At 67.0% G+C, this 22,460-nt stretch carries 18 protein-coding genes; 11 read left to right on the top strand and 7 right to left on the bottom strand.

Annotated elements, in window-relative coordinates:
- Window position 1: 1 nt before the first annotated feature.
- Complete coding sequence (gene hutI, locus J3R73_RS21935; RefSeq protein WP_307432003.1) at window positions 2-1,243, bottom strand: imidazolonepropionase; 1,242 nt, start codon at window positions 1,241-1,243, stop codon at window positions 2-4.
- Between the two features lie 105 nt (window positions 1,244-1,348).
- On the opposite strand from hutI, the gene hutC reads away from it, so the two are divergent.
- From hutC to J3R73_RS21905, 6 genes are all read left to right on the top strand, one after another.
- Window positions 1,349-2,086 (top strand): histidine utilization transcriptional repressor HutC, encoded by a 738-nt coding sequence (gene hutC / locus J3R73_RS21930; RefSeq protein WP_307432000.1) that lies wholly within the window; start codon window positions 1,349-1,351, stop codon window positions 2,084-2,086.
- A 126-nt stretch (window positions 2,087-2,212) separates the two neighbouring features.
- On the top strand, window positions 2,213-2,383 hold the full coding sequence (locus tag J3R73_RS21925; RefSeq protein ID WP_307431996.1) for a DUF3311 domain-containing protein: 171 nt from the start codon (window positions 2,213-2,215) through the stop codon (window positions 2,381-2,383).
- Window positions 2,380-3,927 carry a monocarboxylate uptake permease MctP gene (mctP, locus tag J3R73_RS21920; protein WP_307431992.1) on the top strand — a complete coding sequence of 516 codons (1,548 nt, stop codon included), beginning with the start codon at window positions 2,380-2,382 and terminating at the stop codon, window positions 3,925-3,927. The genes J3R73_RS21925 and mctP overlap by 4 nt, the downstream gene beginning before the upstream one ends.
- 201 nt (window positions 3,928-4,128) lie before the next feature.
- On the top strand, window positions 4,129-5,157 hold the full coding sequence (gene mgrA, locus J3R73_RS21915) for an L-glyceraldehyde 3-phosphate reductase (RefSeq protein WP_307431988.1): 1,029 nt from the start codon (window positions 4,129-4,131) through the stop codon (window positions 5,155-5,157).
- Between the two features lie 168 nt (window positions 5,158-5,325).
- A complete protein-coding gene (locus J3R73_RS21910; protein WP_370879981.1) occupies window positions 5,326-5,694 on the top strand; it encodes a YnfA family protein in 369 nt (122 codons plus the stop codon).
- A 22-nt stretch (window positions 5,695-5,716) separates the two neighbouring features.
- Window positions 5,717-6,463 (top strand): copper homeostasis protein CutC, encoded by a 747-nt coding sequence (locus J3R73_RS21905; RefSeq protein ID WP_307431985.1) that lies wholly within the window; start codon window positions 5,717-5,719, stop codon window positions 6,461-6,463.
- 70 nt (window positions 6,464-6,533) lie between these two features.
- Here the strand turns inward: J3R73_RS21905 and J3R73_RS21900 are convergent, their stop codons facing one another.
- The 6 genes from J3R73_RS21900 to J3R73_RS21875 all read right to left on the bottom strand — a co-directional run bounded on the left by J3R73_RS21900 (window position 6,534) and on the right by J3R73_RS21875 (window position 14,085).
- Complete coding sequence (locus tag J3R73_RS21900) at window positions 6,534-7,526, bottom strand: ABC transporter permease (protein ID WP_307431981.1); 993 nt, start codon at window positions 7,524-7,526, stop codon at window positions 6,534-6,536.
- A gap of 4 nt (window positions 7,527-7,530) precedes the next feature.
- The gene (locus J3R73_RS21895; protein ID WP_307431978.1) at window positions 7,531-8,511 is read right to left on the bottom strand and encodes an ABC transporter permease; all 981 of its coding nucleotides are present in this window, start codon (window positions 8,509-8,511) and stop codon (window positions 7,531-7,533) included.
- The gene (locus J3R73_RS21890; RefSeq protein WP_307431975.1) at window positions 8,508-10,058 is read right to left on the bottom strand and encodes a sugar ABC transporter ATP-binding protein; all 1,551 of its coding nucleotides are present in this window, start codon (window positions 10,056-10,058) and stop codon (window positions 8,508-8,510) included. The genes J3R73_RS21895 and J3R73_RS21890 overlap by 4 nt, the downstream gene beginning before the upstream one ends.
- A 355-nt stretch (window positions 10,059-10,413) precedes the next feature.
- Window positions 10,414-11,532 (bottom strand): sugar ABC transporter substrate-binding protein, encoded by a 1,119-nt coding sequence (locus J3R73_RS21885; protein WP_307431972.1) that lies wholly within the window; start codon window positions 11,530-11,532, stop codon window positions 10,414-10,416.
- Between the two features lie 464 nt (window positions 11,533-11,996).
- Window positions 11,997-13,142: an N-acetylglucosamine-6-phosphate deacetylase gene (nagA, locus tag J3R73_RS21880; RefSeq protein WP_307431969.1), complete on the bottom strand. Its 1,146-nt coding sequence runs from the start codon at window positions 13,140-13,142 to the stop codon at window positions 11,997-11,999.
- Window positions 13,143-13,200: 58 nt separating this feature from the next.
- Window positions 13,201-14,085: a glucosamine kinase nucleotide-binding domain-containing protein gene (locus J3R73_RS21875; RefSeq protein WP_307431964.1), complete on the bottom strand. Its 885-nt coding sequence runs from the start codon at window positions 14,083-14,085 to the stop codon at window positions 13,201-13,203.
- On the opposite strand from J3R73_RS21875, the gene J3R73_RS21870 reads away from it, so the two are divergent.
- The 5 genes from J3R73_RS21870 (at window position 14,084) to glgA (ending at window position 22,398) form a co-directional block, all read left to right on the top strand.
- Entirely contained in the window at window positions 14,084-14,284 is a 201-nt protein-coding gene (locus tag J3R73_RS21870; protein ID WP_307431960.1) for a hypothetical protein, read from the top strand. The genes J3R73_RS21875 and J3R73_RS21870 overlap by 2 nt on opposite strands.
- A 97-nt stretch (window positions 14,285-14,381) precedes the next feature.
- A complete protein-coding gene (locus J3R73_RS21865) occupies window positions 14,382-16,892 on the top strand; it encodes a glycogen/starch/alpha-glucan phosphorylase (RefSeq protein ID WP_307431957.1) in 2,511 nt (836 codons plus the stop codon).
- 411 nt (window positions 16,893-17,303) lie between these two features.
- Window positions 17,304-19,454: a 1,4-alpha-glucan branching protein GlgB gene (glgB, locus tag J3R73_RS21860; RefSeq protein WP_307437589.1), complete on the top strand. Its 2,151-nt coding sequence runs from the start codon at window positions 17,304-17,306 to the stop codon at window positions 19,452-19,454.
- A 110-nt stretch (window positions 19,455-19,564) separates the two neighbouring features.
- A complete protein-coding gene (glgC, locus tag J3R73_RS21855) occupies window positions 19,565-20,836 on the top strand; it encodes a glucose-1-phosphate adenylyltransferase (protein ID WP_307431954.1) in 1,272 nt (423 codons plus the stop codon).
- A 128-nt stretch (window positions 20,837-20,964) separates the two neighbouring features.
- Complete coding sequence (gene glgA, locus J3R73_RS21850) at window positions 20,965-22,398, top strand: glycogen synthase GlgA (RefSeq protein ID WP_307437586.1); 1,434 nt, start codon at window positions 20,965-20,967, stop codon at window positions 22,396-22,398.
- The last annotated feature ends 62 nt before the right edge of the window (window positions 22,399-22,460 follow it).

Here is a 22,460-nt window from a genome sequence, read left to right as displayed (position 1 = left end):
TTCACGAACCTCTCCAGATGCGTTTGTAGAGCGGATTGAAGCCGAGGCGGTAGACGAGCTCTGCCGGGCGCTCGATGTCCCAGATGGCGAGATCGCAATATTTGCCGGGTTCGAGCGTGCCGGTCTCGTGCAGCCTGCCGAGCGCCCGCGCGGCGTTGCGGGTGAAGCCGGCGATGCACTCGTCGACCGTCATGCGGAACAGGGTGGCGGCCATGTTCATGGCGAGGAGAGGGGATGTCAGCGGCGAGGAGCCGGGATTGCAGTCGGTGGCGATCGCCAGGGCGACGCCGTGCCGGCGGAAGGCGTCGATGGGCGGGCGCTGCGTCTCGCGCAGGAAATAGAAGGCGCCGGGCAGCACCACCGCGACGGTGCCGGCGGCCGCCATGGCGGCGGCGCCCTCCTCGTCGGTATATTCGAGGTGGTCGGCCGACAGGGCGCCATGGTCCGCCGCGAGCTTCGCCCCATGCAGGTTCGACAGCTGGTCGGCATGAAGCTTGACCGGAAGGCCCGCCTCCTTTGCGGCGGCGAACACCCGGGCGATCTGCGCGGGCGAGAAGGCGATGCCTTCGCAAAAGCCGTCGACCGCATCGGCGAGCCCTTCGGCGGCGATGGCGGGCAGCATTTCCCGGCACAGGAGGTCGATATAGGCCTCCTTGTCGCCATGGGCCTCGACCGGCAGCGCATGGGCGCCGAGAAAGCTGGTGACGACACCGACCGGGCGTTCCGTCCCGAGCCTGCGTGCGGCGCGCAGCATGCTGCGCTCGGTGGCGGTGTCGAGCCCGTAGCCGGACTTGATCTCGACCGTGGTCACGCCTTCGCGCAGGAGATGGTCGAGGCGGGGCAGGGCCCCCGCCACGAGGGCGTCGTCGCTCGCCGCGCGCGTCGCGCTCACGGTGGAGACGATGCCGCCGCCGGCCCGGGCGACCTCCTCATAGCTGGCGCCGTTGAGCCTGAGCTCGAATTCGCGCGCGCGATCGCCTCCGAAGACGAGATGGGTGTGGCAATCGATCAGGCCGGGCGTGATCCAGCGGCCTTCGCAGTCGGTGCGGGTGGCGGCCTGCGCCGCGAGGCCGGCGGGAAGCTCGGCTTCCGGCCCGGCGAAGACGATGCGGGCGCCGCGGGCGGCGACAGCGCCCTTCTCGACGATGTCGAGCCCGGCGGGGGCCGGTCCGGCATGGCCTCCGGCCAGGCGGGCCAGGCGCGCATTCCGCCACAGGTGAAGATCTTCGCCGTCTTTCGACATCGCCCTCTCCGCTGCGATCGACTGCCGGAATCATGTATAGACATATAAATTGACGCGCAAGGACATTGATGGGACCCTTCCCCATCGGGCGAGGACGGGACAGCGATGAGCGAATTTCAGGCCGGAGGGGCACCTGCCGGGGCGACGACGCTGCATCAGCGCATCCTCGGGGATCTCGAAGCGCGCATCGTGTCCGGCGAATGGCCGCCCGGCCACCGCATTCCCTTCGAGGTCGAGCTGACCGAACGCTACCGCTGCTCGCGCATGACGGTCAACAAGGCCCTGACCCAGCTCGCCGCATCCGGCCTGATCGAGCGCCGCCGCAAGGCCGGCAGCTTCGTGGCGCGGCCGCGCAGCGAGGCGGCGGTCCTCGCTATCCACAGTATCGAGGCGGAGGTCGGGGCGCTCGGACTGCCCTATCGCTTCGATCTCGTCCGCCGGCAGGAACAGCCGGAGACCGCCGCCGACCGGCTGCGCCTCAGGCTCGACGACGCCTCCCGCGTCATCGCCCTGACCTGCCGCCATTTCGCCGGCGAGGCTCCGTTCTGCCTGGAGGAACGCCTCGTCAACGTCGATGCCGTCCCGCCGGCGGCGGATGCCGATTTCGCGCGCGAGCCGCCGGGCGCGTGGCTGACCAGGCATATCCCCTGGACCGTCGCAGAGCATCACATCCAGGCGGTGGCGGTCCGGGGCGAGACGGCGGCCATGCTGGGGCTCGACGGCGGCACCGCCTGCCTGGTGGTCGAACGCCGGACCTGGCGCGGCGAGCAGACGGTGACGGCCGTGCGCTTCACCTATCCCGGCGACCGGCACCAACTGGTCGCCCGCTTTTCGCCTTCGTGACCTGTCCCGGGATTTCCCCTCTGGACAGGCTCTCCCGCCCGGGGTAATAAGACGGAGGCTTCAGCGCTTCGCAGACCGGCGGGATTCGGCTTCGGCCGTCGCATGAAGCATTCCGGGGGAGATGCCATGAAATATGTCCTGTTGCTGATACCATGCGTGCTGGCTCTGTTGACGCCGCTCTATAACCGCGTCGATCCCGTGCTGTTCGGCCTGCCTTTCTTCTACTGGTATCTCCTGTTGCTGGTCCCGCTCTCCTCGCTGTTCGTCTACCTCGCATGGAAGGTCGAATCGCGATGATCGACAATCTCGACTGGACGGCGACGGCCGTCTTCGTCTTCTTCTTCGCCCTCGTCACCATCGTCGGATTCGTGGCTGCCCGCTGGCAGTCGGGCGACCTCAGCCAGCTGCACGAATGGGGCCTCGGCGGCCGGCGCTTCGGGCCGTGGATCACCTGGTTCCTGCTCGGGGGCGACCTCTATACCGCCTATACGGTGATCGCCGTGCCCGGCGTGATGTATGCCGTCGGCGCCTACGGCTTCTTCGCCGTGCCCTATACGATCCTGATCTATCCGCTGATCTTCCTGATCATGCCGAGGCTGTGGAACGTCACCCATCGCCACGGCCATTTGACCGGCGCCGACTTCATCGCCGGGCGTTACGGCAATCGCTGGCTGGAGCTGGCCGTGGCCTTCACCGGCATCCTCGCCACCATGCCCTACATCGCCCTGCAACTCGTCGGCATGGAAAAGGTCATCCAGGCGCTGGGCTTCCAGGGCAGCGGGATCGCTTCGCATCTGCCGCTGACCATCGCCTTCATCATCCTCGCCCTCTACACCTACAAGAGCGGCTTGCGGGCGCCGGCGATGATCGCCTTCGTCAAGGACATCATGATCTATGTCTTCGTCATCGCCGCCGTCATCGTGATTCCCGCCAAGCTCGGCGGCTACGGCGCGGTGTTCGACGGGGCGAAGGCGGCATTCGACGCCAAGATCGCGGCGGCGACGGCCGCGGGCAATCCGGCTCCTGCCATCGGCCTGACGCTGGCCCCTTCGCAGACCTGGCTGTTCGTCTCCCTGTCGATCGGCTCGGCCATGGCGCTGTTCATGTATCCCCATGCCATGACGGGCACGCTGGCCGCTTCGAGCCCGCATGTCATCCGCCGCAACGCCGTGACGCTGCCGGCCTATTCGCTGGTGCTCGGCCTCATCGCGCTGCTGGGGCTCATGGCGCTCGCCGCCGGCATCAAGGTCACCGATCCGCAGCAGGCCGTGCCGCTGCTGGTGCGGCAGATGTTTCCGAGCTGGTTCGCCGGCTTCTGCTTCGCCGCGATCGCCATCGGCGCCCTCGTGCCGGCGGCCGTGATGTCGATCGGCGCCGCCAACACCTTCACCCGCAACATCTGGAAGCCGTTCATCGAGCCGCGCATCTCGCCGGAAAAGGAATCCTTCCTCGCCAAGCTGATGTCGCTGATCGTCAAGCTCGGCGCGCTCGTGGTGATCATCTGGCTGCCGACGAAATTCGCCCTCGACCTGCAGCTGCTCGGCGGGGTCTGGATGCTGCAGATCTTCCCGGCGGTCGTCGCCGGCCTCTACACCCGCTGGTTCAGCGGCTGGGCGCTGCTCGCCGGCTGGGCCGCCGGCATGCTGGCCGGCAGCTATCTGTGCTGGGGGCCGACGGCGCTGGTCACGGCGGTGCCGATCTTCGGGACCACATTCTATATCGGGCTGGTCGCGCTGGCGATCAACGCCGCGGTGGCCGTGGTGATCACGGCGGTCGTGCCCGGCAGGGCCGCGGACGAGACCCGGGCCGCCGATTACGAGGATGCCGCCAGGGCACGGTGAGCGATGCTGCAAGGTAAGGGCGGGCCTCGGCCTGCCCTTACCCATGGGATCGACGGCGCCGATATGAAGGCAGATGACCGTTTATGATCTTTTTTTATCCGGGATGAAGCATTGTGATTGAAGGCGGCGCCGAAGCGGGGCATTTTCCTTCGGCTTGACGCTTCCTGACCGTCCCTCCCCATTTGCATTCTTGGAATTGCCATGACCTATGTTGCCGACAAAGATCGTTACAGCACCATGAAATACCGGCGCAGCGGCCGCTCGGGCCTCGACCTGCCCCTGATCTCGCTGGGCCTGTGGCACAATTTCGGCGGAGACGTTCCCTATGAGAATGCGAGGGCGCTGTGCCGCCGCGCCTTCGATCTCGGCATCACCCATTTCGATCTCGCCAACAATTACGGCCCGCCGCCCGGCTCGGCCGAAGAGACCTTCGGACGCATCCTCAAGACCGACTTCGCCTCCCATCGCGACGAGCTGGTGATCTCGACCAAGGCCGGCTACCGCATGTGGCCGGGCCCCTATGGCGAATGGGGAAGCCGCAAATATGTGCTGTCGAGCCTCGACCGCAGCCTGAAGCGGATGGGCATCGACACCGTCGACATCTTCTATTCCCATCGCTTCGATCCCAACACGCCGCTCGAGGAGACCATGGGGGCGCTGCACGATGCGGTCCGCCAGGGCAAGGCGCACTATGTCGGCATATCCTCCTACGGATCGGCGCGGACGGCGGAAGCCGCCGCCATCCTCCGCAGCCTGGGCACGCCCCTGCTCATCCACCAGCCGAGCTACTCCATGCTCAACCGCTGGGTGGAGGAAGATGGGCTGCTCGACCGGCTCGCCGCCGAAGGCGCCGGCTGCATCGCCTTCACCCCGCTCGCCCAGGGCGTGCTGACCAACAAATATCTCAACGGCATTCCCAAGGAGAGCCGTGCGGCGGCGGGCAAATCGCTTTCGCCCAACCAGCTCAGCGAGGACAATCTCGCCCGCCTGCGCGGCCTCGACGAGATCGCCAAGCGGCGCGGCCAGTCCCTGGCGCAGATGGCGCTCGCCTGGGTCCTGCGCGATCCGCGCATGACCTCGGCCCTGATCGGCGCCAGCCGGCCCGAGCAGATCGAGGATTGCGTGGCCGCGCTGAAGAACCTCTCCTTCGAGCCCGCCGAACTGGCGGAGATCGACGGCCATGCCCAGGACGGCAACGTCAATCTGTGGGCGGCGTCCAGCAACGCCTGATCGGCGGGGAGCGCGGACTTCCAATCCGCTTTCCCGAAACACCTCGCTCGCCGAAGGCCGTCGGGCCGCGACGCCGGCATCTCCCTTCCCCTTGCGGGGAAGGGGTGGGGATGGGGGGAGGCAGCCAACGTTGCGCTTCAATACCCTACGGCTGTGGGGCGTCCCGCGATGCTGGACCCCGCGCGGTTTGGCTGCCATCTTCGGCGCATGAAATCGCTCGGCTTCTATGCGCTTGCCGCCTTCTGTGAGATCGCCGGCTGCTACGCCTTCTGGGCCCGGATTCGACTGGGCAAGCCGGCCTGGTGGCTGGCGCCCGGCCTCGTCTTCCTCATCCTGTTCGCCTTCCTTCTGACGCAGGTCGAGAGCGACGCCGCGGGGAGGACCTATGCCGCCTATGGCGGCATCTATATCGCCGCCTCGCTGGCATGGCTCTGGTGCATCGAGGATGTCCGGCCCGACGGCTGGGATCTCGCCGGCGCCGCCTTGTGTCTTGCCGGCATGGCCGTCATCCTGTTCGGGCCGCACAAGGCGGCGTGATTCCAGCTGTGGCGGTTCGTGAATGTCCCTCTTTGAAATCTGCATCGACAGCGTCGCCGGCGTGAAGGCAGCGGTTGAAGCCGGCGCCTCCCGCGTGGAACTGTGCGCCAGTCTGATCGAAGGCGGCATCACGCCCTCCGTCGGCATGGTGCATCAGGCCGTCGCGGCTGCGGACGGCCAGTTGAAGGTCCATGTCATCATTCGCCCGCGCGGCGGCGATTTCCTCTACAGCGAGGATGAATTCGTCGCCATGCTGCGCGACATCGTGGCGGTCAAGGAAGCCGGCGCCGCCGGCGTCGTCATCGGCCTGCTCGACGCCGACGGCTTCGTCGACGAAGCGCGCACCGCCGAGCTGATCGCGGCGGCCCGGCCCCTGTCGGTGACGTTCCATCGCGCCTTCGACGTCTCGCGCGATGCCATGGCCAGCCTGGACGCGCTGATCCGCCTCGGGGTGGACCGGCTGCTGACCTCGGGCCAGGAGCCCGGCGTGGTCGAGGGCGCGCCGCTGATCCGCCGCTTGATCGAGCGCGCGGCCGGGCGGCTCGTCGTCATGCCGGGCGGCGACATCACCCCGCGCAACATCGCGCGCATCGCCGCCGACACCGGCGCGGCCGAGTTCCACTTCGCCGCCTTCGCGACGGAGCCGAGCGGCATGCGATGGCGCAACGAGGCGGTATTCATGGGAGGCGCCCTGCGCCCGCCCGAATATGACCGTCCCGCCACCACGGCGGGGGCGATCCGGGCGGTGACGACGGCGCTGGGCGGGTGAGGTCGCTCCTGTCACGCGCGGCAGGAAAGGCGGGTCGGGGGACCCGCCCGCCGCGCGATCGCCGGACGAATCACGTCCGCATGCGGGCGGAGCGGCCGTAGAGCAGCAGCATCGAGACGATGGTTACCCCGTAGATGATCTGGCGCCCGGCTTCGGGCATCTGGATGATCGACAGGATCGACTGCAGCAGCGTGATCAGGATCACGCCGGCGACGGTGCCGAGATAGGTGCCGCGGCCGCCGAGGATGGAGGTGCCCCCCAGGACCACCGCGGCGATCGCCGGCAGCAGATAGGGATCGCCCATGCCCTGATAGGCCTTGGTCGAATAGCCGGCGAGGAGCACGCCGCCGAAGGCCGCCAGCCCGCCGGAGACGACGAAGGCGAGGACGACGATGCGCTGGGTATGGACGCCCGACAGATAGGCGGCGCGCTCGCGGTTGCCGATGGCATAGAGCGAGCGACCGAACGTCGTGCGCTTGAGCAGGAAGACGACGGCGCCGCCGACGACCACCCAGATCCACACCGGATTGGGGATGCCGGCCAGGGTGCGGCCGGTGGCGACGAAATGCATCGAATCGGTGGCCATGTCCTGCGGGGCGGCGCCGCCGGTGCGCACCACCATCAGCCCCTGCGCCACGGCATTGGTGCCGAGGGTGAAGATCATCGAGGGCACGCGCAGATAGGCGACGCCGATGCCGTTGACGAGCCCGAACAGCATGCCGAAGAGGATGCCGACGGGCATGGCGATCACCGGGCCCCACGGGCCCCAGCCGGCGGCGGCCGTCGACATCATGGCGCCGACGGTGATGACCCAGGGCAGCGACAGGTCGATCTGACCGATCAGCACGACGAGCATCATGCCGGTCGCCGCCATGGCGAGGAACGAGCCGACCTGCAATTGCTGCAGCAGGTAATCGGGCGACAGGAAGCTCGACGAATAGAGGCTGCCGACCAGCAGCAGCACGACGATGCAGGCGAAGGCGGTGACGACCGCGGTATCGACACCCTGCAGGAAACCGGGCAGACGCGAGCGCAGCGAGGAGGTGGTATCGTTCCGGCTCATGGTCTCACCCGAAGAAGTCGAGGCGGTTGCGGATCTGCAGCAGGCGCACCGAGCCGAGGCAAACGGCGACGAGGAGCACCACGCCGAGGAAGAGAGGCTGCCACAGGGGATCGAGATCGAACACGAAGAGCAGGTCGTTGATGGTGCGGAAGATCAGGGCGCCGAAGATCGCCCCCACCGCGCTTCCCGTGCCGCCGAACAGCGACACCCCGCCGAGCACGACGGCGGCGATCGAGTTGAGCGTATAGGTAGAGGCGTTGGTCGAGGAGGCTTCGCCCGAATAGGTGAAGAAGGTCAGCATCAGGCCGCCCATCGCGGCGAACAGGCCGGACAGCATATAGGCCACGAACTTGGCGCGCTGCGTCGGCACGCCCGACATGTAGGCGGCGACTTCCGACGATCCGACGGCATAGACGGAACGGCCCAGCATCGAGCGCCGGAAGGGCAGCCATATCACCAGCATCACCCCGAGGAGCACGACGAGGCTGGCCGGGATGCCGCCCCACAACTGGCCCGTGAGGGCGTCCGCCAGGTCGGAATTGACGTCGCCGCCGGGGTCGGGGCGCAGCAGCAGGGCGATGCCGAAAAAGACGGCGCCCGTCGCGATGGTGGTGACGATCGGCTGCAGCCGTCCGAAGATGACGATGGCGCCGTTGATCGCGCCGCAGACGAGGCCGGCGGCCAGCACGCCGACGATGCCGAGCGCCGTCATGGCCGGGGAGCCGACGACGATCCAGGAGGCGAGGCAGTTGGTCAGGATGAAGACGGTGCCGACCGACAGGTCGATGCCGGCCGTCAGCACCACGAAGGTCTGGGCGACCGCGAGCAGGGCGAGGAGGACCCCCTTGTTGGCGGCCGTCTGCACCACATTGGCGGAGAAGCCGGCCTCGTGGTTGCCGGCGTAGATGCAGAACATCACGACGAAGACCACCGCCGCCAGGAGCGTGCTCCTGTGTTCGGCGAATTTGTAGCGAAAATCGCTCACGCAGTCACAGCCGGCTTGACCCCGGCCTCCCCGGTTTCTGAGGTGATGTTGAGGGCGCTGCCGATGAGGGCGCTTTCGGTGATCGCGTCGCCGACGAGTTCGCGCCTGACGGCGCCCTCGTAGAGCACCAGCACCCGGTCGCAGCAGCCGATGAGTTCGTCATAGTCGGTCGAATAGAGCACGATCGCCGCGCCCTTGGCCGCGAGGTCGCGCAGGAGCTGGTAGATCTCCTGCTTGGTGCCGACGTCGATGCCGCGGGTCGGATCGTTGAGGAGGATGATGCGCGGCGAGTTCATCAGCCATTTGGCGATCACCACCTTCTGCTGGTTGCCGCCCGACAGCGCGCCGACGGGAAGGTCGACTCCGGCGGTCTTGATGGCGAGCAGCTTCACCATGTCGGCGATCGCCTGGCGCTCGGCGGCCTGGTCGATCAGCCCGCCGCGGGAGATGCGGTTCAGCGAGGCGAAGGAGAGGTTGTCGCGGACCGACATCGGCAGCATCAGCCCTTCGGTCTTGCGGTCCTCGGGGATCAGCGCCATCCCGATCTCGGGCTGCTTGGCGGCGCTGGGGCTGCCGATGGAGACCGGCTTGCCCTCGATAAGGATCTCGCCCGACAGGCCGCGGAGCACGCCGAACATCGCCAGCAGGAGTTCGCGCTGGCCCTGGCCGTCGAGCCCGCCGAGGCCGACGACCTCGCCCGGGCGGACCGACAGCGAGATATCCTTGAGCCGGTCGGTCCAGGACAGATGGCGGACCTCCAGCAGCGGCGCCCCGGCCGGCGCCTGGGGTGGCTTGGGCGGGAAGACATGGCTGTATTCGCGCCCGATCATCATCTCGATGACCTCGTTGTGGGACTTGGTGCCGGCCTGGAAGGTGGCGATGTTGCGGCCGTTGCGGAACACCGTGCAGTCGTCGGCGAGCTCCTCGATCTCCTGCATGCGGTGGGAGATATAGAGGAGGGCGAGCCCCTCGGAACGCAGGCGCTTCAGCACGTCGACGATCTTGGTGACGTCCGCCGCCGTCAGCGCAGAGGTCGCCTCGTCGAGGATGAGGATGCGGGGCCGGGCGGCCAGCGCCTTGGCGATCTCGACCATCTGGCGGCGGGACAGCGGCAGGTCCTTGACCGGGGCGAGCGGGTGGATGTCCTCGGCGCCGGCGCGGGCCAGCCATTCCTCGGCGAGGCGCCGCTGTTTCCGGCGGTCGATGAGGCCGAGGCGGTTCGGCGCATCGGCGAGGAAGATGTTGTCGGCGACCGAGAGGTCGGGCACCAGCGACAATTCCTGGAAGATGCAGACAATGCCGGCCTGCTTGGCGGCGGCAGGGCCGGGGAAGCGGACGTCCCGGCCTTCGAACTGCAGCTTTCCCTCGTCCGGCTGCACGACGCCGGACATGATCTTGATCAGCGTCGACTTGCCGGCGCCGTTCTCGCCGAGAATGGCATGGATCCGGCCCGCCTGGATGGTGAGCGAGGCGCTCTCGAGCGCGCTCACCCCGCCATAGCGCTTGGAAATGCCCTCCATCCGGAACAATGGAACCGCATCAGTCATGCCGGGTACTCCAGACGGTCGACAAAAGGATATTCCACGTTGGCAAGCCACCCGCCGCCATCCTGCGGCTGCACGGACGTCCGCACATCAGCTGGATTTGCCGGAAATGGCGCGATTTTCCTCCTCCCGGGCGGGAGAAGGCGGCGTGCAGCGCCGGATGAGGGGCTATCATTCGACGAGATAAGCGCTTTCGTGTGTTTCTCGTCGGGATGCAGTCCCTCATCCCCCTGCCGGGACCTTCTCCCAAACGGGAGAAGGAGCTTCATGTCATGTTTCCGGGCCCTCGGACGGCTTGTCCGAGGGCCCGGACGGATATGCAACAGACTTGCGTCCCAGGACGATCGCAGCCTCGATCTTACTTTTCCGACTGGCCCATGATTTCCTGCGCCGTGAAGTTGATGCCGCAGGTGGGGAAGGAATTGCCGACGAAGAAGTTGTCGGTCTGCTTCGAATAGAAGTTCTCGCCGTCCTTGAAGTCGGGATCCTCGACATGGGCGAGCGGCAGCTTGATCGACTGCGGCACCACCTCGCCGTGAAGCGCCGTCAGCGCCGTCTTGATCGCCACGGCGACCTGGGCCGGGCCGGTGCCGCCGGAGGCGCATTTCAGGCCGTCGGCCGCATGGGCGGCGCACAGCTTGCGATAGCCGTTCTCCGTCTCGGCGGCGGCGGGGACGAAGGCATGGTTGGCGTCGATGAAGGCGCGCACCATGCCGGTCGATCCGCCCTGGGCGGTCATGCCGTCGAAGTGCTTGTGCACGGCGATGGCGTCGGCGGCGACCTTCTGGGCCGTGCCGTCATCCCACTTGCCGACCACTTCGACGCTGTCGAACTTCTTGCCGGATGCCTTCAGCTCCGACTGGATGCCCTCGTGGCGGTCGGTGTCGACCGAGGTGCCCGCGACGCCGCGGACTTCGAGGATGGTGCCGCCATTGGGAATGTTCTTGACCAGCCACTTGCCCCAATATTCGCCGAGGCCGCGCTGGTCGACGTTGACGTTGATGGCTTCGTCGCTGTCCACGGTGTTGTCGAAGGCGACGAGGATCACGCCGGCCTTGTTGGCGCGCTTGATCACCGACTTGAAGGCGGTCGGGTTCTGCGCGTCGATGATGACGGCGTCATAGCCCGAATCGATGAAATTGTTGACGGAGGCGATCTGCGCGGCGATGTCCTCGCCCGTCGAGACGACCTTGAATTCCTTGAGCTCGGCCTTGACCTCGGGCTGCTCGGCATAGGCCTTGGCGGTCTTGATCATCTGGATGCGCCAGGTGTTGCCGATGAAGCCGTTCGCCAGCGCGATACGGTACGGGCCCTTCTTGGCGGGGTATTTGAAGAACTTGGTCTGGTCGGTCCACGGCACGAAGCATTGCGGCTCCTTGCTCGGCCCGGCGACCACTTCCGGCCCGGCGGCATAGGCGAAGGCGGTGCTGAGCAAGAGGCCTGCGAGCGCGGCCGATGCTGTACGAAGTTTCGACATTAGATCATCCTCCCTGATATCTCCGGAGCCCACGCTCCGTATGCTTTGGCAGTCCGTGGTCTTCACCGTCCCGGGGCGGTTGTGTTCAGATCTGGCGGCCGAAGCCGGCCATGCCCGGGTTGGATGGAGAGACCGATCGCAAAGGGCGAGGGACGAGCCCAGCCCAAAGTCATCCGGCGCGACCGCCGCGGAAGCTTGCGGTCACGCTCGGCGAATCATGTGCTACGCAATGCCGTTGCAGGCGGCGCCTGCTCCGTCGTCACGTGGTGAACGGCCACTCCCCTTGCCGCCATGCAGCGGCTCGGCGCAGCCCGGCTCCGATGCGCGCCGCTCCATGAGGGGCCTGCAGTCTCGCCGTCGCTAATCCTCTCGAAAAATCTGTTGTTATTTGTCCGACTAATAAATGAAAGCCGTTGAAGTTTCAACGCCCCGGCAGCGTGTTTTTGCGCTGCCGCCGGCCGGTGTCAGACCAGCTTCTCGCCGGCGATCCACACGGCTTTCGTCGCCAGCGCATCGTCGAGATGGACGAGGTCGGCGGCGAAATGCGGGGCGATGCGGCCGCGGCGGCGGTCGAGCCGGAGGAACTGCGCGGGATAGAGGCTCGCCATCCGCAGGGCCTCGCCGAGACCGACGCCGAGATGGTCCACGGTGTAGCGGACCGCGTGGTCCATGGTGAGGTCGGAGCCGGCCAGCGTGCCGTCGTCGAGCGTGAGCACGCCGGCGCGGCGCGTCACCCTGCGGCCGTTGAGGTGGAAGACGTCGTTGTCGTCGCCGGCCGTGGGCATCGCGTCGGAGACGAGGAAGACGCGGCCTGGCCCCTTCTTGGCACGCAGGGCCATCGACAGCGCGCCGGCATGCACATGGTGACCGTCGGCGATGATCCCGGCCCAGAGCGCGCCGTGATCGAGCGCCGCCCCGGTGACGCCGGGCTTGCGGCCCTGCAGCGGCGACATCGCGTTGAAGAGATGGGTGACGCCGGTCGCGCCCGCATCGGCGGCGGCGGTCGCCGCGTCGTAATCCGCGTCGCTGTGCCCGATGCTGACGATCACGCCGCCATCGGCGAGGCGGCGGATCAGGCGGTTCGGCGCATTCTCGGGCGCGACGGTGAGCAGCACCGGAGCGATGCCGCAGCCGAGGATGAGGTCGACGTCGGCGTCGGTGAGCGGACGGATGAGCGCAGGGTCATGGGCGCCTTTGCGGGCCACGGAGAGGAAGGGGCCTTCGAGATGGATGCCGGCGATGCCCGGAACGCCCTCCCGCATCGCCGCGCGCACCGCCTCGAGGGCGCGGGGCATGCCTTCCGGCCTGTCGGTGATGAAGGTCGGCAGGAGGGCCGTCGAGCCGTGGCGCCGATGCGCGGCCGAAATGCCGGCGAGGGTGGCGACATCCGGCGTCTCGTTGAACAGGAGGCCGCCGCCGCCGTTCACCTGGGCGTCGACGAAGCCGGGCGCCAGCAGCCCGGAGGGCAAAGCGAGAACCGCCGCCTCCGGCGGGATCGCCGCGCGCGGCAGCACCGCGGCGATGCGCCCGCCCTCGATCACCACGCCGTGGTCGTCGAGGAAGGTCTCGCCGGTGAACAGTCGCGGTGCGACCAGGGCCGTCAGCGCCATCGGATCGTCTCCTTCTGCAGGATCGGCAAGAGATCGGCGGGCCGGCGATCTCCCGCCGTCACCGGCCTGCACCCGCATCGGCCTCGGCCATTCGCGCCAGCATCAGCGCGCCGTCCATCGCATCCCCTTCGGCCTCGACGAGCACGTCGTCGTAGAGGGCGGGCAGGAAGGGGCGGTAGGGAGCGGCGAGCCCGCCCATCAGCGCGATCCGCGGCGCGCCGAGGAACACCAGCCGGTCGAGCATGGCTGCGACCGAGCGGGCGGCCTCCGCGATCAGCGCGTCGGCCACGCCGTCGCGGCCCGCCCGCTCGAAGACGAGCGGGGCGAAATTGCCATAGTCGCGCGGCGTCGCCGTCCTCGCCCACAGCACGGCCTGGGCCGGGTCGTCCCCGAAGCCGGCGAGGATGGTCCGCGTGAGATCCGAAGACGGCGCGAGCGCGTCGAAGGACAGGAGGGCGGCGCGCAGGGCGGCCCGGCCGAGAATGGCACCGGAGGCGTCGTCCGACAAGGCGAAGCCCCAGCCTCCGACCGTGGTGCTGCTTCCGCCCACCAAAGCGAGGCCCTGCGATCCCGTCCCGAGGATGAGGATGGCGCCGTCGCGCCCGCCATGGGCGCCCAGACAGGCCGCCACCGCGTCCGAGGCGACGCGGAGGGAGCGGTAGCCGAAGCCGAAGCCGCGTATGGCCTCGGCGAAGGCCGGCACGTTGGCGCCTGCGAGGCCGAGGCCTGCATGGATCTGCACCGCGGCCGACCGGGGCAGGCCGGCGGCTTCCAGGGCCGCCGTTCCGGCCGCCGCGATGGCGGGTCCGGCGGTCTCGACGCCCAGCGTCAGGTTGGACGAACCGGACAGGCCCTCGCCGACCACCCGGCCCGCGGCGTCTGTCAGCCTTGCGCGGGTATTGGTGCCGCCGCCGTCGACGGCAAGATAATAGGGGCTCGTCATGCGCATCCTCCGCCATCGCCCTTACCAAGCGCAGCCGGTTTGTCCATCCTCCATTCGTCCCGGCGCCGAAAGGGCGGCGCCGTCGGACCCTGATTTCACGCACGCCCACGAAATTGATGAATATTTCATCCGTCTGCAAAGAAAATCAGCAGTTATGGACGCGACGCCTGTACATATTGTCGCAACGTTGAAAGGCTAGCATCCTGCGACCTCTTCTTTCCGCAGCGCGGCGCTCGCATGTTGACGCCAGTTGGGTTAAGCAGCATTTCGGCAGTTCAAAGATCGAGACGCAGACCATGGATGCAACCCTGCAGAACAAGCTCTATTCGGCCGATACGGCGTTGGCGGTTGCGGATGAGGCGGCGAAATTGCCCGAGGCGACCGGGGATGCGCGGGCGTTCCGCGACCTGATCCTCGCCAAGCTGACCTATGCCGTCGGCAAGGATCCGATCGTTGCCCGCGACCATGACTGGCTGCGCGCCGTCAGCCTCGCGCTGCGGGATCATATCGTCGACCGCTGGATGGCGACGACGCGCGGCGTCTACCGCATGGGCGGCAAGCGCGTCTATTATCTCTCGCTCGAATTCCTGATCGGCCGCCTGCTCAAGGACGGCCTCAACAACATGAACCTGCTCAACACGGCGCGCGAGGCGCTGGCCTCGGTCGGCGTCGATCTCGACATGATCGCCGAGATGGAGCCCGACGCCGCGCTCGGCAATGGCGGCCTCGGGCGGCTCGCCGCCTGCTTCATGGAGAGCATGGCCACCGTCGGCGTCGCCGCCTATGGCTACGGCATCCGCTACGAGAACGGCCTGTTCCGCCAGAACATCGTCGACGGCTGGCAGACCGAATCTCCGGAGAACTGGCTCGCCAACGGCAATCCCTGGGAGTTTCCGCGCCGCGAAGTCGCCTATGAGATCGGCTTCGGCGGCGCCGTGGAGGCGACCGAGGGCTGGGACGGCTCGGCCGTCCATGCCTGGAAGCCGGGAGAAACCATTCTTGGCGTCGCCCACGACACCCCGGCGGTCGGCTGGCGCGGCAACCGCGTCAACACGCTCAGGCTGTGGTCGGCGCGTTCGCTCGATCCGATCTCGCTCGACGCCTTCAATGCCGGCGATCATGTCGGCGCCCTCGCCGAGCGCAACCGCGCCGAGTCCATCTCGCGCGTGCTCTACCCCGCGGATTCGACGCCCGCCGGCCAGGAATTGCGGCTGCGGCAGGAATATTTCTTCACCTCCGCGTCCCTGCAGGACATCGTCCGCCGCCATATGCAGCAATATCGCGACATCCGGACCTTCGCGAACAAGGCGGCGATCCAGCTCAACGACACCCATCCGGCGATCGCGGTCGCCGAGCTGATGCGCATCCTCATCGACATCCATGCGCTGAGCTGGAGCGATGCCTTCACCATCACCCGCGACACCATCTCCTATACCAACCACACGCTGCTGCCCGAAGCGCTCGAAACCTGGCCGGTGCCGCTGATCGAGCGCCTGCTGCCGCGCCACATGCAGATCATCTACGCCATCAATGCGCGGGTGCTGTCGGAGGCACGGTCCAGCGGCGCCTCGGATGCGATGATCGCCGCCGTCTCCATCATCGACGAGAGCCATGGCCGGCGCGTGCGCATGGGCAATCTCGCCTTCGTCGGCTCTCACAAGGTGAACGGCGTCTCGGCGCTGCATTCCAACCTGATGAAGGAGACCGTGTTCAAGGACCTGAACACGCTGTTCCCGGGGCGGATCACCAACAAGACGAACGGCATCACGCCGCGCCGCTGGCTGATGACGGCCAATCCCGGCCTGACGACGCTCCTGCGCGAGACGATCGGCGACGGCTATCTCGACAATGCCGAGAAGCTCGTCGCGCTCGAGCGCTTCGCCAAGGACGCCGCCTTCCAGGACAGCTTCGCCACCATCAAGCATGCCAACAAGGCGCGCCTCGCCAAGCTGATCCAGCAGAGCGTCGGCCTGCGGGTCGATCCATCCGCCCTGTTCGACGTGCAGATCAAGCGCATCCATGAATATAAGCGCCAGTTGCTCAACATCCTGGAGACCGTGGCGCTCTACAACGCCATCCGCGCCCATCCCGAAAAGGACTGGGTGCCGCGCGTGAAGATCTTCGCGGGCAAGGCGGCCGCCAGCTACACCGCCGCCAAATATGTGATCAAGCTCATCAACGACGTGGCGCGCGTCGTGAACGCCGATCCGGCCGTGCGCAATTTGCTCAAGGTGGTGTTCCTGCCGAACTACAATGTCAGCCTGGCCGAGACGGTGATCCCGGCCGCCAACCTGTCGGAACAGATCTCGACGGCGGGCATGGAGGCTTCGGGCACCGGCAACATGAAGTTCGGGCTCAACGGCGCGCTCACCATCGGCACGCTCGACGGGGCCAATGTCGAAATGCTGGAGCATGTCGGGGCCGACAACATCTTCATCTTCGGGCTGAAGGCCGGGGAGGTCGAGCAGCGCCGGCAGTCGGCCCGCAATCCCGGCGACACCATCGCCGCCTCTCATGCCCTCGCCGAAGTGCTCGATGCCGTCGAATCCGGCGTGTTCTCGCCGACGGACCCCGAGCGGCACAAGGGCACGGTGCAGACCCTGCGCACCAGCGACTGGTTCCTCGTCACCGACGACTTCGACGCCTATACCGCGATGCAGCGCAAGATCGACGCGCTCTGGGTCGACGGTCCGGCCTGGAACGAGAAGGCCATCCTCAACGTCGCGCGCATGGGCTGGTTCTCCTCGGACCGCACGATCCGCGAATATTCCGACGAGATCTGGGGCGTGCCGACCCTGCCGGTCTGACCTGCCGCAGGGGCCTTCCCGGCCGCCCGGCGCCAGCGGGGCGGCGCGGACGCGCCTGTCCGACCACGTCCCGCGGCGCGCCTCCACGCGCCGCAGCCCGCCTGTTTCAACCGCGTCGCGCCGGACCTTTTGGCCGTTTCGGCCGTTGTCGATGCGTGGCTGGGGCGGTGCTGTTTGCACCGCGGGAGCGTCCTCCGCGCCACGCATGTTTAGCCGTTGACCGGTGCGGCAAAAGCCCTAGCTTGTCGTATGGGTGCAGTGTCGGTCTACGGCAACTGAAGGGATGGAAGCGGTTTGGCGGAAGAATCCAGGAACGGCACCTCTCCGGCGCGGGAGACCCCGGCGGCTCCTTCGGGCAAGCCGGTCGGCGGGCGCAGGGATGACTGGCGGCTGCCGGAGATCGAGGTCGCGATGCTTGCCGCCGGCCGCCACGGCGATCCGTTCGCGGTGCTCGGTCCGCACGAGACGTCCGGCGGCCTGGTGATACGGGCCTTCGTGCCGAATGCGCGGGAGCTGGCGGTGGTGGCGCCGGGACTGCAGGAACCGGTCGCCCTCGAGCGCCGCCACGATGACGGCGTGTTCGAAGGCCTCGTTCCCGGCGGCAGCCGCGTCTACCGTCTCCATGCCGCCAATGACGGCGGCGAGTGGGATGTCGAGGATCCCTACCGGTTCGGGCCGCTGCTCGGTCCGATGGACGACTATCTCCTTACCGAAGGCACGCATCTCAGACTGTGGGACAAGCTCGGCGCCCGCGCGCTTCGCCACGGCGATGTCGACGGCGTGCATTTCGCCGTGTGGGCGCCGCATGCGCGGCGGGTCTCGGTCGTCGGTGATTTCAACGCCTGGGACGGGCGGCGCCACACGATGCGCAAGCGCGTCGACACCGGCGTGTGGGAGATCTTCCTGCCCGGCGTCGCCGTGGGCGCCTATTACAAATACGAGATCGTCGGGCCGCAGGGCGCATTGCTGCCCCTCAAGAGCGACCCCTTCGCCTTCGCCTCGGAATTGAGGCCGGGCACCGCCTCGAAGGTGTGCTCGGTCGAGCCTTTCGCCTGGACCGACCAGCGCTGGCTCGAGGAGCGCAGCCAGCGCGATGCCCGCCATGCGCCGATGTCGATCTACGAGGTCCATCTCGGCTCCTGGAAGCGCGGCGAGAAGCAGCGTTTCCTCACCTATGACGAGTTCGCCGACCAGCTGGTCGGCTACGCCGCGCAGATGGGCTATACCCATATCGAACTGATGCCGGTGAGCGAGCATCCCCTCGATGCGTCCTGGGGCTACCAGCCGACCGGCATGTTCGCGCCGACGAGCCGCTTCGGCTCGCCCGAGGGTTTCGCCCGCTTCGTCGACCGGGCCCACGCCGCCGGCATCGGCGTCATCCTCGATTGGGTGCCGGCGCATTTTCCCACCGATGCCCACGGGCTCGCCTGGTTCGACGGCAGCGCGCTCTACGAACATCCCGATCCCAAGCGCGGCTTCCATCCGGACTGGAACACCGCGATCTATGATTTCGGCCGGGCCGAGGTCGCCAATTTCCTCATCGCCAACGCGCTATTCTGGCTCGAGCGCTTCCATGTCGATGGGCTTCGGGTCGATGCCGTCGCCTCGATGCTCTATCTCGACTATTCGCGCAAGGCGGGCGAATGGATACCCAATATCCATGGCGGCCGTGAGAATCTCGACGCGATCGCCTTCCTCCAGCGCATGAACAAGGAAGTCTACGGCGCCCATCCCGGCATCATGACGATCGCCGAGGAGTCGACCGCCTGGCCCGGCGTGTCGCAGCCCGTCCATGCCGGCGGCCTGGGATTCGGCTTCAAATGGAACATGGGCTTCATGCACGACACGCTCGCCTATATGGAGCGCGAGCCGATCTATCGCCAGTTCCACCATGACGACCTGACCTTCGGCCTCATCTATGCCTTTGCCGAGAACTTCGTGCTGCCGCTCTCCCATGACGAGGTGGTTCACGGCAAGAACTCCATCGTCAACAAGATGTCGGGCCTGGAAGGCGACAAGTTCGCGACGCTGCGCGCCTATTACACGCTGATGTGGGCCTATCCCGGCAAGAAGCTCCTCTTCATGGGCCAGGATTTCGGCCAGCGCCGCGAGTGGAACGAGAATGTCGGCCTGGACTGGGATCTGCTGCAATACGGCCCGCATCGCGGGCTGAGCGACCTCGTGCGCGACCTCAACCATCTCTACCGCGAACGGCCGGCGTTGCACGAGAGGGACTGCGAGGGCGACGGCTTCGAATGGATGGTGGTCGACGACAATTCGAATTCGGTGTTCGCCTGGGCCCGCTATGCGGCCGACGTGATGCCCGTCGTCGTCGTCGCCAACATGACGCCGGTCGCCCGTGACGGCTACGCCCTTCCTTTGCCGCTGGCGGGGGGGTGGCGGGAAATCCTCAACAGCGATTCGGAGCGCTATTTCGGGCTCAACCGCGGCAATCTCGGCGGCGTTTTCGCCCAGCCCGGCGATTGGAAGGGCAAGCCGGCCATGGCCAGGATCAACCTGCCGCCCCTCACCGCCATCTTTCTCGAATGGACGGGAAACTGAGGGGATGGTTCGGGGAGACTGGATTTCCGTGGACGATTTCATAGAAATGCAGGCAAGGACGTCCGCCCGCGCGGCGGAAATGATGTTTAGCCAGTGTGGGAGGAGTTGAAATGACGGGTCCGAGGCATTCCATAAGCGGTCCCCTGGCGCGATCGGCGATGGCTTACGTCCTGGCCGGCGGACGCGGCAGCCGCCTGATGGAACTCACCGACCGGCGGGCCAAGCCGGCGGTCTATTTCGGCGGCAAGAGCCGCATCATCGATTTCGCCCTGTCCAACGCGATCAATTCCGGCATCCGCCGCATCGGCGTCGCCACGCAGTACAAAGCCCATTCGCTGATCCGCCATTTGCAGCGCGGCTGGAACTTCCTGCGGCCGGAGCGCAATGAGAGCTTCGATATTTTGCCGGCTAGCCAGCGCATCTCCGAGGACATGTGGTACCGCGGCACGGCGGACGCCGTCTACCAGAACCTCGACATCATCGACACCGGTTCCGTCGAGTACATGGTGATCCTCGCCGGCGATCATGTCTACAAGATGGATTACGAGCACATGCTGCAGCAGCATGTGGAGCAGAATGCCGACGTCACCATCGGTTGCCTCGAAGTGCCGCGCATGGAGGCGACGGGTTTCGGCGTGATGCATGTCGACGAGACCGACCGCGTCATCGCCTTCATCGAGAAGCCCAAGGATCCGCCGGGCATACCCGACAAGCCGGAGATGGCGCTCGCCTCGATGGGCATCTACGTCTTTTCGATGAAATTCCTGTCGCAGGAACTGGTTCGCGACGCGAACGACCCGAATTCGAGCCGCGACTTCGGCAAGGACATCATTCCCTACATCGTCAAGCACGGCAAGGCGGTGGCGCATCGCTTCCCGTCGAGCTGCGTGCGGTCCGAGCATGAGAAGGAGTCCTACTGGCGCGACGTCGGCACGGTCGACGCCTATTGGGAAGCCAATATCGACCTGACGGACGTCGTCCCCGCGCTCGACCTCTACGACCAGGAATGGCCGATCTGGACCTTCGCGGAGATCACCCCGCCGGCGAAGTTCGTGCACGACATGGAAGGGCGCCGCGGCACGGCGATCTCCTCGCTGGTGTCGGGCGGCTGCGTCGTCTCCGGCGCCATGGTGCGCCGATCGCTGCTCTATACCGGTGTGCGCATCAATTCCTATGCCCACATAGAAGGCGCGGTCGTGCTGCCCTATGTCGAGATCGGCCGCTCGGCGCGCTTGCGCAACGTGGTGATCGACCGTGGAGTCGAGATCCCCGAGGGGATGGTCGTCGGCGAGGATCCGGTGCTCGACGCCCAGCGCTTCCGGCGCACGGAGAAGGGCATCTGCCTCATCACCCAGCCGATGATCGACAAGCTCAAGCTCTAGGGCGAAGGGTAATTTTTCTCTGGCTTGCCGTAACGCGTTTTCTTGATCGGAAAGCCCCTCGGTTTTTCCGGAAGATGCTCTCGGGGGCGGCGTAAGGAGCGTATCCGCATGATCAGGATCCCGGCATGATCAAGGTTCTTGCCGTCGCTTCCGAAATTTATCCGCTGGTCAAGACCGGAGGCCTTGCCGATGTCGTCGGGGCGCTGCCGGCGGCGCTGCACACGCATGACGTCGCGGTGACGACGATGGTGCCGGGCTATCCGGCCGTGCTCAACGCCTCGGAGGAATGGGCGATCGTCGCCACGCTGCCGAGCTTCTTCGGCGGGCGCACGACGATCAAGCGGGCCACCGTGGGCGGGCTCGATCTCTTCGCCCTCGACGCGCCGCATCTGTTCGACCGGCCAGGCGGGCCGTATGGCGACCTGCGCGGGCAGGATTGGCCCGACAACCCCCAGCGCTATGGCGCCCTGTCGAGCGCGGCGGCCGAATTGTGCACCGGTCTCGTCCACGATTATCTGCCCGACATCGTGCATGTCCATGACTGGCAGGCGGCGATGACGCTGGCCTATCTGCATTATTCGGGGCTGCCCCGGCCGAAATCGGTCATCACCGTGCACAACCTCGCCTTCCAGGGCCAGTATCCGCCGACGATCCTGGGCAGTCTGGCGCTGCCGCAGCGCGCCTTCGCTCTCGAGGGCATCGAATATTACGGCATGATCGGCTTCCTGAAGGCCGGGCTGTATTTCGCCGATCGCATCACCACCGTCTCGCCGCGCTACGCGTCGGAGATCAAGACCGCCGAGGCGGGCATGGGCCTGGAGGGGCTGCTGGCGGGCCGGGCGGCGAGCCTGTCGGGCATCGTCAACGGCATCGACAGCCAGGAATGGAATCCTGCCGTCGATCCGAAGCTGGCCGCCAATTTCAGCACGGGAACGCTCGGGCCCCGCGCCAGGAACCGCGAGGCGCTCGAAAAGCGCTTCGGCATCGATCACGACGCCTCGCCGCTCTTCTGCCTCGTCAGCCGGCTGACATGGCAGAAGGGCATCGACATCATGCTGGAAGCCCTGCCTCACCTCGTCGAATCCGGGGCGCGCCTGGTGCTGCTCGGCTCGGGCGACCGTGAGATGGAGGCGGCCTTCCGCCAGGCGGCGGATCTTTATCCCGGCCGCGTCGGCGTGGTGATCGGCTATGACGAGGCGCTGTCGCATCTGATGTTCGGCGGTGCCGACATGACGCTGGTGCCGTCCCGCTTCGAGCCCTGCGGTCTGACGCAGCTCTACGGGCTGCGCTATGGCTGCGTGCCGGTGGTGGCGCGGGTGGGCGGGCTTTCCGACACTCTCGTCGATGCCAACGACGCGGCGCTGACGCTGGATGCGGCGACCGGCGTGCAGTTCCATCCGGTCAACGCGCCGATGCTGCAGGACGCCATCACCCGGGCCATCGCCCTCTACCGCGACAAGCCCGTCTGGCGGGCGATGCAGAAACGCGGCATGCAACTGGATCTCTCCTGGACCTCGCGCGCCGGCGCCTATGCGCGGCTCTATCGCGAGTTGCTGGCGTGAGCGCCGCGCCCTTCCTTCTCCCTGCAAGGGGGAAGGCTCCTGCTCCCTCGACCCAACCGGAA

Origin of the sequence: Labrys monachus (assembly GCF_030814655.1) — a bacterium.
Classification (GTDB): domain Bacteria; phylum Pseudomonadota; class Alphaproteobacteria; order Rhizobiales; family Labraceae; genus Labrys; species Labrys monacha.
This window is presented reverse-complemented; position numbering and strand designations above follow the sequence as displayed.